The organism is Planococcus versutus (genome assembly GCF_001186155.3).
Lineage (GTDB): Bacteria > Bacillota > Bacilli > Bacillales_A > Planococcaceae > Planococcus > Planococcus versutus.
In genome coordinates, this window is record NZ_CP016540.2 from 1636864 (window position 1) to 1648929 (window position 12066).

The following is a 12066-nucleotide window of genomic DNA, read 5'->3' on the forward strand; positions in this document are numbered from 1 at the left end:
TTAACCCGTTAAGGTTATTTTCTTTCCAAGTGGTTATTCCAGATTGGTTTTCGATACCGTTTCCACATCGCTTTTTTCAATTCCTGAAAGAATATACGTGTCAAGCGCTGTTTTATCGCCGTTTTCTACCAATGTTTTCAATTGCTCAATATCAATTTTCATTCCTAATTCCTCCTCAGCCCTTCGCACGTTTGCACCCACGAAACGCATAATAAATAAGCCTGTTTAAAGACTGTTGCTCAAAGTCTGCTTTTAAATAATCGTATATAGATCTGATGCAACGCCGTAGCTTACTAAACGAATACAAACTTTACTATTCATCACGTGTACTAATTCGTTATTGTAGGCTTTATCGTAAAACTGTTCTTTTGCATCGAATGACTTTGCAGGAATAACGATAACTTCGTCCGTTCCCTCCGCATTAACCTTCACAAAGACAAAGGGGGATTCTGTTTCTCTCGCTTTATCAAATGTTTGAAACAACGCTTCTTTTGCTAATCCCAATTTAATCACCACCTTTAATATTGTTTTATGGCTCTAGCTATCTTCATTTCTTCAAGCTGTTCAATTTCACTTTGAGATAACTCGACCGTATCAACAATTACTGACTGGACACTACGCCCTTGTTTCTTTAATTCCTTTAGAATGTCTTTCAACGTGCTATCAATCGAACTGAGAAGCTTTTCTTCTTTCGGTGTAGCCATTTAATCAGTCCTCCTAAAATACTTATTCTAAGCGTTTATTACAGCGTTCACAGTACACCTTTTGCCAAATGTAACTGTATCCGAACAAGTCTTTTTCATCTTCTCTAACAGGTTTGTGTCTTAGTAATGCACATAGAAATCTATTCATACACCCTTAACCCCCATAATCTTCAACCATTCCTCATACGAGACAAACGGCATATTCGATTGTGGTTCTGGAATCTCTTTAATGGCTTCAGCAAATGCTTTTTCGTAGACAGCCCCTGCATCCACTTTCTTTTTCGTTAGTGCTTCCAGCTGCCGTTTGTATTCGTCGTTGTTGTAAACCACACCTTCTGCAACCATCGGCACTTTAAAATCAAGTAATGTTAGCTTCTTACAACGACAATAGTTATCCATGCCAGGAACGCCCCACATTCGAGGTCCGATTGCTTTTAGTCCTTGGTAGTGGAAGTATCCTTTGCGATCTGTACGCTGGCCGTCGAGCTTGCGGTGTGCTTTTCTTACAATGCCATCTCGTTTACTCAACCAAACACCGCGAACGTCACTAATAGCCGTGATTTGATTCTCGACATTCCCTAGAGCCAATGCACGAACACGATCACTCACATCACGCAAAAATAAACGCAGTGAATTGTTTTCTTTCTCAATCAACTCGCTAATGCGCTTGTTTAACTGAGATACCGTTTCATTCTTTCGCAAGGCTATGCCTATTTGTTTCCGAATCCGAGCAACTAACCGATTCCGCTTGACCGTTAAGAAATGGGTTAGCGTTAAACCGTCAATTTTTACTTCTTTACGAATCTCACTTAGCTTAGGTATATCGATTTTCCCGACGTTTACACGCACTTCTAAGCGTTCTGTTAAGGCATCAGTCAATTGTTCAGCTAATCCTTTTTCACTCTTCAGCAAAGAAGGCAAGGTGCTCTCGATGCGTTTAACCAAGTTAGCTTGTGAGTCGCCGCTGTCTACACCTTTTTGCAGTGCTTTTTCGATGTTCACTACGACTTCCGATTGCTTACCTCCTGGCAGTTTCGGCAGCTTAAACGTTCCTAATATGAATAGGAAAACAGCGCCAATAACTTCCGTGGTTGGCAATGACGGGCGCGCAATGAACTGATCGAATAGATAAGCCGTTAACAAGAAGTTAAGTAAATAGTGACTCTCTTCGACCTCCTGCACTTCGGCTACCACTTTCTGATATTGCGTTGTGGCGATGCCGGCAATCGCTCGCAATTCGTTCTCTAAGCGATTGTACTTATTCATTTCTTGGTAGCTTAGAACACCGTCACGTTCGTATTTTTGATACATGGCTGAAAGTTGTAAAAGGATTGCCTTTTGCATGGTGAGCATTTGTTTCTGCAGCTGGCTTTCCGTTTTTGCTAACTCTTGATCCAGTCGACGTTCGATATCTGTTTGGTTCACTTTTTCCTCACACCCGTTCCTTTACATGAAGGGCATTGGATTTGTTTAGAGGTAACACGACTTGTGATTTTGCCATCACCACCGCACTCTGGACAAGGATAGCCGTCGTCTTTTCGACTTTCTGCTTTAGTCGAACCTTCTTCGTTAGACTCCCAAGTGCCTTCTTCTAAATCAGGTAGGTTCTCTCCTAATCGCAAGGCATCCTCTTCCATTTCGTTCAGCTCATACTCCACATCGTCTACGAACGTTAATAAGCCCAAGCGTGTACGTTCGCTGACATTACCTTTCAATGCTTCAGTAGACTGTGCTTCATCAAGAATGTTCGCTGGTAAGTTACGTTTGAATGAGAAGAATACTTTCAGGTAATCTTCTTTGTTGATGCCTTTACGTTTCGCCCAAGCGCTAAAAATCACTTTGAATTGATAACGCAACGAAGAAATGAATTTCCGTTCCATCGTGATGCACTTCGCTTCCAGTGCCATAATCTTGTATTTCATTGCAACGCCTGAGGCTTGACCTGAAAACGAAACGTCTGTGAAATTAATCGATTTAGCAAAGCGTAAGATGTTTTCTTCTAATCGGTCCAAATGGTTTTCAATCATCTGATCGTTGATGTCCTTCGTTAAATACTTCACGTCATCATGCTCACCGAATAGCTCAAACACACCGTTCTTTTTCAAGTTCGATAGCGTTTCCTCATCGGCGCCTATTCCTTTTAGAATCAAATAAGCCAGCCGGTATTGTTCAATCTCGTTTGAAGCATCTGATAGTGTACGATCATAAGCATCAATTAACGCCAGTACCTTTTCGGCATCGCCTTTGAGTTCGGCATTGTTTGCTAACCCGAATAACGGATTGTATTCGAATAGATGCTGCTTCACTTCAACTTGTTGGAATTTCTCTCCGTTGATCGCTTTGTAATAGGTGATATGCGAATCATCATAAAACTCAGCAAACGTATCGTCATCCTGTTTGAAGTACCGCAAAGAGTAATCCGGTTCGTGTAGATCTTCTCCAATGAACACGGCTTCCCACGGATTCAAGTTCTTGATGCGTTCATCACCATTTCGGTCGATATAAGCCAAACGTGGAGATTGACCGCAGATAGCTGCCATCTTTCCATATTCCGAATCGTTATCCTCTGCATTGTTACGCAAAAGGAATAGTTCAATCTCTTTTTTTAGTGATTTGTTCTCTCCCGTTTGTTCGTCTACCCCGTAGCTGATGGGATGGCCGAACATGTACCCAACCTTGGTGTCTACAATATCCGCGTCAAAAGCGTTATTGAGTCGGTTGTTTACCTTGTCATCTAACCGGCGCACATTTCCACCCGTTTCGAATTCTTCGTACTCAATCGTTTCGCGAGTAAATATCTTAGGACCATCTGCATCGGCTTTGTATCGCTGATAAAGTTGCAGCATGCGCGCCCGTTCTTTTTCGTGTTCGTTGATGATGTCATTCACCAAGTCGCTGGTAATGCCTGTTTTATCGATTTCCCATTTGAAATGAAGCAATGCGTTCACCTACCCTGTTTTTCGTCTTTGTGGTTTCAAGTGCGTATAAATTGCATATCGAATTGCATCGAGTACGTCGTCCCATTGCTTAACCGGTTCACCAGTAATCGGATTCCATACATACATATTGATTTCTTTTTTAAAGCGTTCAACTTTATCTTTAACGACTTTGAGTTTTCTCAACTTGAATAGCCGAGCTACCTCTTCTATGCCTGCAATAACCGATTTATCTGCATTGATGGCACGCATACCTTCTCTTCTGAATCGAATAATATGTTCAGGACGTGCGGTATCGCAATAGAAGTTGATATTTCCGAAGCGACTCTTTATTTCTATTGCAACTTTCACCCAGTAATCAATTTCTTCATGCTGCTTGGCGTGTTCTTCTAAGATATAAATATCTCCCTGGTCATCTTCAGCAATCAAAACAATTGAGCCAGGGTGTTCGTAACCCCAGTCAACTCCTGCCCAGTAACGAACGAAATTGAGCTTCTCAGCCTCTTCTGAAGTAATGTAGTGAACACTGTCATGAAAGTCCTTGTATATGGCTCCTTCTGCTGCTGCCCATCGACCAAAGATGTCTCTATCGGTAAACATTCCAGACGGCGTAGAAGCAATGATACTTTCCACATACTCTGGATCTAGAAATATGTTGTCGTGTAAGGTGAAATGAAAAGAGCGAATGTTTAAGCGTCCACTTGCCAGCATTTGCCCATCTTTATCGATGTAATCCTCTTTTACTGGATGTGCTGGGTTTTCTGGGTTTGTATCGATAATGATGCGAGCGCCCTTATATGAGCAACGAGAAATGACTTCTTTCACGAACATGTTGTGAAGTGCAGTCCCCTCATTTAAAAAAGCGCCGGCAGCTGTAAAGCCCCGCGCTTTCTTCCATGAATCCGACTTTGACCCATCGAACACATATATTTTATTTCCAAATAGCTTGAAAGCATTTTTCTTATCTAGCTTTATCTCTCGGCCAATTACCTTTTCCATATCATCTAAAATGTTTCGCCAAATAGAAGAGTAAGTTGCGCCGCCAATGATAAAAGCAAGCCCTTCACCCTCGTACTTTGCCACGTGAGCTAGAAACAGCAATAAAGCCACATACGTTTTTCCTGCACGTTTCGCTCCACTTAGTAATAAAATCTTAGGGTCTTCTGTCCGGACGCTCTCAACCACTTCAATCTGCTTTGGTGTTAAGTCCATTGACTAACCCCCTTAATGCAGCTGCCACATCTTTTTGTCCTTCGTCATCGTCTGTCGTATTAAGTTTCTCGATTTCAGCTTTTAGCTTCTGGACTTTCAATTCGTCAATCGATAGCAAGCGTTTGTCCAGTTCCTGCATAGCCTTTTGTTTGTCGTAGAGCTTGAGAGAAACACCGTCTCGTCCTTGCTTTACTTCCTGGATCATCGTTCCATCTACTTCCGTGTAGTCTTTAAACTCTACGAAAGAAACAGTTCTCATTTGAGGATTCCCTTCGTCATCCAATAGAGGAAGGCCCTCCAGATATTCTTGAACTTCACGTGTGCCGAATACAAGGAAGTCTGTAATATCAGCAAACGCCATCTTCACGTACTCTCTAGCGATATCCGCTGCATCTAAAAACAATTCATTTTGCATTTCCGTCTTTAGCCTGCGGATTTCATCTTTTATGCAAGCATTTGCAAGCAGTCGAGGACCGTTATTTCTTGCTGAATTATAATCACATTCATAAGCTTCTTGATAAGCCTTCGTAGCATTGAAATGCCTGATATAATGCAGACAAAATTGCTGTTGCTTTTCAGTAAGATCTGTAGATTCAATCACAGGCTTAAAGGATGCATCCTTTTTCTTTAGGGTTGCAACCTTTTTAGGTGAACCTCTGGACCATCCTTCGCGACTCTTTCTACTCTTCAATGTACCAATCTTGACATCATGCTTTTCAGCTAATGCTTTTAGTGTGATAGAGGAAGACTCAAACTCCTCTCGAATCTGTTGCCAATCCATCTACATCACCGCCGCCTCCTAACATCATTTGCATGGTGTATCACCTCTTTCGCGCTGTACGCTTTTTTAGACATTAAAAAAACACCCTTAGAGGGCGTCCTTGTTTTTAAGTTGAGGTAATCTCACTACACCTTTGTTAGAGCAAGATTTAGTACAGAACCTCTTCTTTTGATATTTATTTGAAGTGAATGGAGTTCCACAAAACTCGCAATTTTTAGTTACGTCATCTACGCCACTTTCTCTTCGTGCTTTTGATTTACATTTGTTAGAGCAATAAAGATTTGCTTTGCTTACAACAACTTCGTAATCAATACCGCAGTATTTACACTTTTTTGTTTCCGTCTTATAAAGCGAAGCTTTATGTTTTTCATAATGTTGTTTATGCCATTCTGACCCTTCGGCACTCTTATGCCATTCAGCTGCCTTCTTTTGTCCTTCTACCTGGATCCTTTTCATTTTCAATATATTTTCTAAGTATTTACCGTGCAAATAAGCATGTTCTTTAGCGGGCATGCATTCTAAATTGCTAATGTCATTGTTGTTCTTATTACCGTCTATGTGATGTATATGATAGCCTTCTGGAATTTCACCATTATGATGCTCCCATATTGAACGGTGCAACCTCTTTCTTTTGGTTGAATTAAGATAGTATCCTGTTTTTTCATCAAGCGTATATACCAAGTCATAAAAAGTTATGAATTTACTTCCCATATGTTCGCTCCTCTCGCTTATAAGTTAATTATAAACTAGTTTATTGCGATACACATTGGAATGTCATATAAGCTTTTATCGTATAAGCACCCAGCAATGAAGCCAGATGCCACCAATCTTTATTCTTAAATCAAAAAATAAAAATTTAGTGACAGGCCAAGTGAAAATTCAAGTAAAAGTTCAAGTACCAACGCCGAAGAGAAAGCCCGTACTTAACGGGTTATATATCCGGGTGTATCACTCGAACAACCTGCCTCCCCGACCTGCCTTTAAGTGTATCATGCGTTTTTTAAACTGTGCATCTTTCCGACGTTTGCGACTTATGCGACATATGCGCCACGACGCGGTCTTTGATTCTGCCAATATGCTTGTCTGACAATCCCATGTGAAGCCCTATCCACCGCATGCTCTTGCCTTCTAATAACCAATGAAGAACTTCTGTTTCTCGTTCGTCACTAATGAGCTCAAGTCGTGATTGAATGAATTTAATATCTCTTTCGAATGCATGAATCTTTTTCCATCGTTCATCTCGGCGCTCGACTTCTTTTAGAATCGGGTCACTGGGATCTCCACTTGCTTTAGGCATAGCAGCTTGCAATCCGTATTGAGCGACCATGCTCACATTAATTTCGTTCATGGACTCCCTCATGATTTTAACGCTATGTAATTTCCAATGATAATCCTTCAACAAATCTTCAATTTGCCATTTGTTCATGAAAATCCCCCCTAGCGTTTTCTGCGGATTGCTCCGTTATGCTTTTGATATGTCTGTCGGTTCATCCCCATTAATTCTTCCCATTCTTTACGGCTTAGACATTCTTTATCTATCAACCTTGTATTGGTGTTCAAATTAGGTACAGTTCGTTCTGGCGCATTCGTGAGCCCTTTTTCTTTGAGTTGTTGTTGAATCGTTCTCATAGCTCCCATCTCCTCAACGAATGATTTTCCTTATCAAGTGATTCGGTTTTCTAGTCAATACTTGATGCTGTATAGAAGAGCGCTTTCGAAAATCTATCAAAGGAATGCTGTTATTTTTGCGAGAAGGGACTTCCCAATACTCATCCAGATAAGTTACTTGTGATTTAATGCCTGACCATATATCCTTAACCGTTTCTTTGAATTGATCGAACGCACTCACAATGCGGTTAATTAATCCTTTGGTGGATAATCGTAGATTGAAGAAGAAAAATCCTATTGAGTTTCCGGCTTTCGTTATTTTAGCTGTATCAAACATCTCCTCTTCGGTATAACCTGCTTCATACATATACCTCAGCAGTAGTTGATCATTAGTTTTCATTAGTTCCATCTCCTTTTTGAGAAATAAAAAAGAGGACACAAAACAGCGGTTAAGCTGTAATGTGTCCTCCAGTTTGCTGGTGCGGACTAAGATTTTATATTAGACAAATCATTATCAATTTCATCTATAAGTTGTTTTAACTCCTTAATTGTAGAAAAGTAAAACTCCCAATAAGTAAGATAAATGTTCGGGTTATATTTATCCATGGCATCAATCATTTCTTCTACGCTATTTAGTAAAGATTTAACATTACTAAGAATTAGCGTAAACTTGAAAAAGATTTCCGAAGGTATTTCCGTAATATCAATTCTTTCAAGTTGGATTAATTCATTTGTTATGAATTTTTTTATTGCCCTTAATGAATCAGCATCTTCTTCAAATGCACTAATGCCACCCGCAAAACTTTCGTGTTTCTTTACTACATCCTTTAAATTTTCTAAAAAAGTATATAATTTTAAGGATGTGGCTCTGTACAATACTAAGCTTTTCAATAAATTATTATGTTCTCTTTTTTTCTCTTTCTTTTCCGTGTTAGCAATTTGTCTTTCAACAGACTCAATTGCGTATTTACCAGCAACTTTAGCACCAAAATACGCGCCGCTAACAGTTCCTAAAACAGTCAAAATAGTTTTTAAGTCAATTATTTCTTGAAAGCTAAATCGTACTTGATACATATGAAAAACTAAAAGTAGTAAACATATTAAAAGAAACCAGGATGACCAAAAATAGAAGTCATTTTTTAACTTCAAAAATCTTCCCCCTCATCAAAATTCACACGCTTCACTTTGCCTTTATACGTCACAATGCTTGTTTCAGCATGCGCAGGAAGCTTTCCAATCTTAACCTTTCCCTCAGATATAATCAGGAAGCAACTCGTTGGTAACTCCATTATATCTAACTTTAGCTCCCCTGTCTCGGAAATTTCTACCGGTTCCATCCTCAAAATTACCCCTCCTCATAGCCTGTGCACGTCTTTATCTCTTTTCTTAATCAATCCCCGTTCAGCATGATCAAAGACAAGGAGCGCCACTTCACTTATCTTTCTCTTCATCGTTTCAGCAATCTCTGTCACACTGACGTTTTTCTTCCACTGATCACGAAACACTTCCAGTTCCTCTTCTGAAAATACTAAGTCTAAATCATGGTCATCAGCTTCAAAAAGGAAATAGTTCATGGCGATTCCTCCTCTGCCTCTAATATCGAATGGTCACTTCAACTCTTGGCAATAAGCTATAAAGCTTTTGAACGTGCATACTCACAACCTGACTGTCATCTTGCCAAATGATTTTCGTAATGCCATCTTTGACACCCTTCACCAGGTTATCCAAGTCGGGTTTGGTAATCGGTAATAGCTCACCTGACTCAATGAGCGCTTGCTTGGGCTTCGTATGATACTTCTTTGGTGTCGGTTGATGAAAGATAAGCTCTAAATGTATCGGGCTTGTAATGAGCTCCTTTGGGCGATGCTGTGAAGCAACTAAACTCACATACTGCTTAAAGTCCCGTGAATTAATCGGATCATAGAGAACCGTCTTGCCGGAAAAACTCTTTCCGGCTCTTGGTCTCCCTTGCGCTTGAGCTTCTCCGTGAATGACAAAGCTAATGGTTTCCAATGACTCGCTCCCTTTCTATTTTAAAAACACTTTCATCATTAATATTCCGATAGCAACCAGGACCAGTAGCAATAAGATGAATCGTGCATATCCTTTCACTTTCTTGCCTCCTAATAAATCAATCTCAATTTATCGACTTCCTGAAGCAACCGTTCATCGCTAAGTCCTTCAAAATAAGAGCGTGGTATGCGAGTGGATGCTGTTAGTTCGTCAATGATTTCTTTACGGTGTTCGCTGGTCATTTAAATCCCTCACTTATTCTTCAACCTCTTAATCTGTTCATTCAACAGCTTCAATTTCTTGTCACGCGCACGAATTTCACCTTTTAAGTAGGTAGTCTCACTTGTTTCGTTTTTCTCTGCATCCAGTGATACATTGAGCGAGTTTAATAATTTCAGCAGTTTCGTAACACTTACGGTTTGTTGTTCACCCAAGACGCGCTTTAATTCCAATTGCGCATTGGTATATTTGCTTTGCTTATTCATATCAATATCCTGTGTTTTGTCGTTGGTAATTGATTTCATTCTTATTTAAGTATGCTTTTTCGATTTGTTCCCAATCGAAACCAAGCATTGCACCTAGTCCGATAAGAAGTTCCATGTTTCGACAATAACCGTGATAGACATTTGTGTAATAAGTTGACCAGTCGGCTTGCATCAGGTCTATAAATTGTTCTGTAATAGTTTCTTTTCGATAAGGTCCCCAATCCAGCATTTGAGGGATATTTAACTGTAAACCGATAGAAAGAGCGAAATGAATACAATCTACATATTCTTCTAAGAGTGGATTGTAGAATTCCACGCCTGGCCCATCTTCTAAAAGAACACTTCTGTAAGTCCAGATTCTCGACTCCTGATCCGTACTCCAAAACTTAAACCCTCGCCATTCATTAGCCAATTCTCCTAATTCCACCAACAAAGCAAGAATTCGTTTCTCTAAACGATCTTCATCTGGTAATCGAGGATGATTCTTTGCAATCTCTGCATCTAATCCACGTTGCACCTCAAACAATTTATCTAAATTCATTATGCGGTCCCCCTTTGATTTACAAGCTATGTTCGTCTTTCCGCACAGCTTCAATAGCCTGTGCGCGTTCCTTTTTCAGATGCCGTCTGTAACTCCTAACAAAAGCGACAAGTGACGTGATCCATCCTGCAAGTACAGCCGCGTTTAATATTAGAATCATGGTCTGCCTCCTAGTTTTTAATCAATCCGCTTATGTTCCGTCAAATACTCATGCAATACCTTGATGTATTTATCTCCCAAGAACTTAAAACGGTCCTGATGCAACTTGCTACTCCATTGCGTCAATTCATCCAGCTCTCTCATTTGTGAGAAACCTTTTTGAATCTCGCTGTAATGCAAGTCCATAGCAGCAGAAGCTTTCCAATGCCTGCTTGATCGAACACCTTGTCCTGTTTCGCCAGTGGCTAATGAAGTGGTTACGGCTGCATCTTTCTTCTTTTGGTGCGATTGGATATTGGCGACTATTTTTTTAAGGATTAAGTCTACGTATAGTTTGGTAAAGTTGGTTTGTTGACTCATTTTTAAGCTCCTTGGTCAGCTATATGGTCGAAATGGATAGTCTACACTTAGTTGGACAGAAAAAATAAGGGGGCGTAGAATAGTCCACAATACGTGAGGAGAATCTACCATGCCCCAAAAAAGACGAACATTTTCCCCGGAATTCAAAAAACAGGTCGTGGCGCTGCACGCAGGCGGAAAAAGCCGACCGGATATTGTCCGGGAATACGACCTGACGGCTTCCGCCCTCGATCGGTGGATTGCCCAATCCAATCAAACTGGCTCGTTCGAGGAAAAAGATAACCGAAGCCCTTTGGAAACGGAATTGCTTGCCTACAAAAAACGAAATAAGCAGTTGGAGATGGAAGTGGATATTTTAAAGCAAGCGGCGCTGATCATGGGACGAAAATAGAGATTATCCAACAGAATCAACACCTCTATTCAGTATCAGCAATGTGCACTGTCCTCCAAATTGCCCGCAGCACCTTTTACTATGAGACTTCCGTTTCGGTAGAAAAAGCACACCAAAAAGCCCAAGCAGAACAGGAGTTGAAAGACGAAATCTGGGCGATCTTTCACGAGAATCGCCGCGTCTATGGCACACGCAAGCTGAAAAAAGAGTTGGCGAACAGAAAGAAATGGGTGATCTCGAGACGCCGTATTGGACGCCTCATGGCGTCACTTGGCATCCAATCGAAATACGCGCTGCCATCCTACAAACCGATGGTCACGCCTCCCAATGAAGCGACATACCGGAATGTGCTGAACCGCCAATTCAATCCGGCAGCGAAAAACGCCGTGTTGGTCAGCGACCTGACGTATGTAAAGGTTGGCGGCCGCTGGAACTATATTTGTTTCCTTCTCGATTTATATAACCGTGAAATTGTGGGGTACAGTCTGGGCGAGCGTAAAGACGCTGCCCTGGTTCAACGTGCCTTCGCATCGGTCAAAGGCGACTTGGGAGCCGTGAAGCTGTTCCATACGGACCGCGGATCTGAATTCAAGAACACCGGCATCGATGCGCTATTAAAGACGCACCAAATCGAACGGTCGCTGAGCCAAAAAGGAACCCCTTACGATAATGCGGTGGCGGAAGCCACGTTCAAGATTTTGAAGACGGAACTCATCAACGGAATGTGCTTTGACACGCTTAACCAGCTAGCGCTTGAACTGTTTGATTACGTGAATTGGTACAACCATGTCCGTCTACACAGCAGTCTGGGCTATACCAGCCCTGTCACTTATCGAAACGCAACCCTTAAAAAAGTTGTTTGATTTAGTGTTGACG

Annotated in this window: 21 protein-coding genes; 1 reads left to right on the plus strand and 20 read right to left on the minus strand. The window is 41.0% G+C overall.

All coding sequences use genetic code 11. The features are described from left to right. Nucleotides 1-33 precede the first annotated feature (33 nt). From I858_RS17505 to I858_RS08395, 20 genes are all read right to left on the minus strand, one after another. Nucleotides 34-162: a hypothetical protein gene (locus I858_RS17505; protein ID WP_275425607.1), complete on the minus strand. Its 129-nt coding sequence runs from the start codon at nt 160-162 to the stop codon at nt 34-36. Between the two features lie 90 nt (nt 163-252). Further along, nucleotides 253-516, minus strand: a complete 264-nt coding sequence (locus tag I858_RS08315; RefSeq protein WP_204249418.1) for a hypothetical protein — start codon at nt 514-516, stop codon at nt 253-255. Nucleotides 517-518: 2 nt separating this feature from the next. Then, nucleotides 519-704, minus strand: coding sequence for a hypothetical protein (locus I858_RS08320; protein ID WP_065524794.1), 186 nt, complete (start codon nt 702-704; stop codon nt 519-521). Between the two features lie 144 nt (nt 705-848). Then, on the minus strand, nt 849-2129 hold the full coding sequence (locus I858_RS08325; RefSeq protein WP_065524793.1) for a hypothetical protein: 1281 nt from the start codon (nt 2127-2129) through the stop codon (nt 849-851). Further along, nucleotides 2126-3643 (minus strand): phage portal protein, encoded by a 1518-nt coding sequence (locus tag I858_RS08330; protein WP_083553744.1) that lies wholly within the window; start codon nt 3641-3643, stop codon nt 2126-2128. Before I858_RS08330 ends, I858_RS08325 begins: the two co-directional genes overlap by 4 nt. Nucleotides 3644-3652: 9 nt before the next feature. Then, nucleotides 3653-4852 carry a PBSX family phage terminase large subunit gene (locus tag I858_RS08335; protein WP_065524792.1) on the minus strand — a complete coding sequence of 400 codons (1200 nt, stop codon included), beginning with the start codon at nt 4850-4852 and terminating at the stop codon, nt 3653-3655. Then, nucleotides 4827-5633: a terminase small subunit gene (locus I858_RS08340; RefSeq protein WP_065524791.1), complete on the minus strand. Its 807-nt coding sequence runs from the start codon at nt 5631-5633 to the stop codon at nt 4827-4829. Before I858_RS08340 ends, I858_RS08335 begins: the two co-directional genes overlap by 26 nt. A gap of 87 nt (nt 5634-5720) precedes the next feature. Further along, nucleotides 5721-6344, minus strand: a complete 624-nt coding sequence (locus tag I858_RS08345) for an HNH endonuclease signature motif containing protein (protein WP_065524790.1) — start codon at nt 6342-6344, stop codon at nt 5721-5723. A 289-nt stretch (nt 6345-6633) separates the two neighbouring features. After that, nucleotides 6634-7059 carry a helix-turn-helix domain-containing protein gene (locus I858_RS08350; protein WP_065524789.1) on the minus strand — a complete coding sequence of 142 codons (426 nt, stop codon included), beginning with the start codon at nt 7057-7059 and terminating at the stop codon, nt 6634-6636. An 11-nt stretch (nt 7060-7070) separates the two neighbouring features. Beyond that, nucleotides 7071-7262 (minus strand): hypothetical protein, encoded by a 192-nt coding sequence (locus I858_RS08355; RefSeq protein ID WP_065524788.1) that lies wholly within the window; start codon nt 7260-7262, stop codon nt 7071-7073. A 13-nt stretch (nt 7263-7275) separates the two neighbouring features. After that, nucleotides 7276-7641 carry a hypothetical protein gene (locus I858_RS08360; protein WP_065524787.1) on the minus strand — a complete coding sequence of 122 codons (366 nt, stop codon included), beginning with the start codon at nt 7639-7641 and terminating at the stop codon, nt 7276-7278. Nucleotides 7642-7727: 86 nt separating this feature from the next. Continuing rightward, entirely contained in the window at nt 7728-8390 is a 663-nt protein-coding gene (locus tag I858_RS08365) for a hypothetical protein (RefSeq protein ID WP_065524786.1), read from the minus strand. Further along, a complete protein-coding gene (locus tag I858_RS08370; RefSeq protein ID WP_083553745.1) occupies nt 8387-8578 on the minus strand; it encodes an XtrA/YqaO family protein in 192 nt (63 codons plus the stop codon). Before I858_RS08370 ends, I858_RS08365 begins: the two co-directional genes overlap by 4 nt. An 18-nt stretch (nt 8579-8596) precedes the next feature. Beyond that, nucleotides 8597-8815 carry a hypothetical protein gene (locus I858_RS08375; RefSeq protein ID WP_065524784.1) on the minus strand — a complete coding sequence of 73 codons (219 nt, stop codon included), beginning with the start codon at nt 8813-8815 and terminating at the stop codon, nt 8597-8599. A gap of 19 nt (nt 8816-8834) precedes the next feature. Further along, nucleotides 8835-9254, minus strand: a complete 420-nt coding sequence (locus tag I858_RS08380; protein ID WP_065524783.1) for a RusA family crossover junction endodeoxyribonuclease — start codon at nt 9252-9254, stop codon at nt 8835-8837. Between the two features lie 110 nt (nt 9255-9364). Next, nucleotides 9365-9496 carry a hypothetical protein gene (locus I858_RS17510; protein WP_275425608.1) on the minus strand — a complete coding sequence of 44 codons (132 nt, stop codon included), beginning with the start codon at nt 9494-9496 and terminating at the stop codon, nt 9365-9367. Between the two features lie 9 nt (nt 9497-9505). Then, nucleotides 9506-9739 (minus strand): hypothetical protein, encoded by a 234-nt coding sequence (locus tag I858_RS08385; protein ID WP_065524782.1) that lies wholly within the window; start codon nt 9737-9739, stop codon nt 9506-9508. 1 nt (nt 9740) lies between these two features. After that, nucleotides 9741-10280: a dUTP diphosphatase gene (locus tag I858_RS08390; RefSeq protein ID WP_065524781.1), complete on the minus strand. Its 540-nt coding sequence runs from the start codon at nt 10278-10280 to the stop codon at nt 9741-9743. 19 nt (nt 10281-10299) lie between these two features. Continuing rightward, nucleotides 10300-10440: a hypothetical protein gene (locus tag I858_RS16985; RefSeq protein WP_157886497.1), complete on the minus strand. Its 141-nt coding sequence runs from the start codon at nt 10438-10440 to the stop codon at nt 10300-10302. A 17-nt stretch (nt 10441-10457) separates the two neighbouring features. Then, nucleotides 10458-10799: a DUF1140 family protein gene (locus I858_RS08395; protein WP_065524780.1), complete on the minus strand. Its 342-nt coding sequence runs from the start codon at nt 10797-10799 to the stop codon at nt 10458-10460. Between the two features lie 109 nt (nt 10800-10908). On the opposite strand from I858_RS08395, the gene I858_RS08405 reads away from it, so the two are divergent. Continuing rightward, nucleotides 10909-12053 (plus strand): IS3 family transposase gene (locus I858_RS08405; protein WP_157886498.1). Its coding sequence is split into 2 segments (ribosomal slippage): nt 10909-11155 and nt 11155-12053, totalling 1146 coding nucleotides; the frame shifts between segments, so codons are not numbered across the junction. The last annotated feature ends 13 nt before the right edge of the window (nt 12054-12066 follow it).

Bases quoted from the DNA above. Each gene is read 5' to 3' on its own strand.
- I858_RS08355 (WP_065524788.1), bottom strand. From the start codon at position 7,262: ATGAGAACGATTCAACAACAACTCAAAGAAAAAGGGCTCACGAATGCG.
- I858_RS08350 (WP_065524789.1), bottom strand. From the start codon at position 7,059: ATGAACAAATGGCAAATTGAAGATTTGTTGAAGGATTATCATTGGAAA.
- I858_RS08320 (WP_065524794.1), bottom strand. From the start codon at position 704: ATGGCTACACCGAAAGAAGAAAAGCTTCTCAGTTCGATTGATAGCACG.
- I858_RS08360 (WP_065524787.1), bottom strand. From the start codon at position 7,641: ATGAAAACTAATGATCAACTACTGCTGAGGTATATGTATGAAGCAGGT.
- I858_RS17505 (WP_275425607.1), bottom strand. From the start codon at position 162: ATGAAAATTGATATTGAGCAATTGAAAACATTGGTAGAAAACGGCGAT.
- I858_RS08345 (WP_065524790.1), bottom strand. From the start codon at position 6,344: ATGGGAAGTAAATTCATAACTTTTTATGACTTGGTATATACGCTTGAT.
- I858_RS08335 (WP_065524792.1), bottom strand. From the start codon at position 4,852: ATGGACTTAACACCAAAGCAGATTGAAGTGGTTGAGAGCGTCCGGACA.
- I858_RS08390 (WP_065524781.1), bottom strand. From the start codon at position 10,280: ATGAATTTAGATAAATTGTTTGAGGTGCAACGTGGATTAGATGCAGAG.
- I858_RS17510 (WP_275425608.1), bottom strand. From the start codon at position 9,496: ATGACCAGCGAACACCGTAAAGAAATCATTGACGAACTAACAGCATCC.
- I858_RS08340 (WP_065524791.1), bottom strand. From the start codon at position 5,633: ATGGATTGGCAACAGATTCGAGAGGAGTTTGAGTCTTCCTCTATCACA.
- I858_RS08370 (WP_083553745.1), bottom strand. From the start codon at position 8,578: ATGGAACCGGTAGAAATTTCCGAGACAGGGGAGCTAAAGTTAGATATA.
- I858_RS08375 (WP_065524784.1), bottom strand. From the start codon at position 8,815: ATGAACTATTTCCTTTTTGAAGCTGATGACCATGATTTAGACTTAGTA.
- I858_RS08395 (WP_065524780.1), bottom strand. From the start codon at position 10,799: ATGAGTCAACAAACCAACTTTACCAAACTATACGTAGACTTAATCCTT.
- I858_RS08385 (WP_065524782.1), bottom strand. From the start codon at position 9,739: ATGAATAAGCAAAGCAAATATACCAATGCGCAATTGGAATTAAAGCGC.
- I858_RS16985 (WP_157886497.1), bottom strand. From the start codon at position 10,440: ATGATTCTAATATTAAACGCGGCTGTACTTGCAGGATGGATCACGTCA.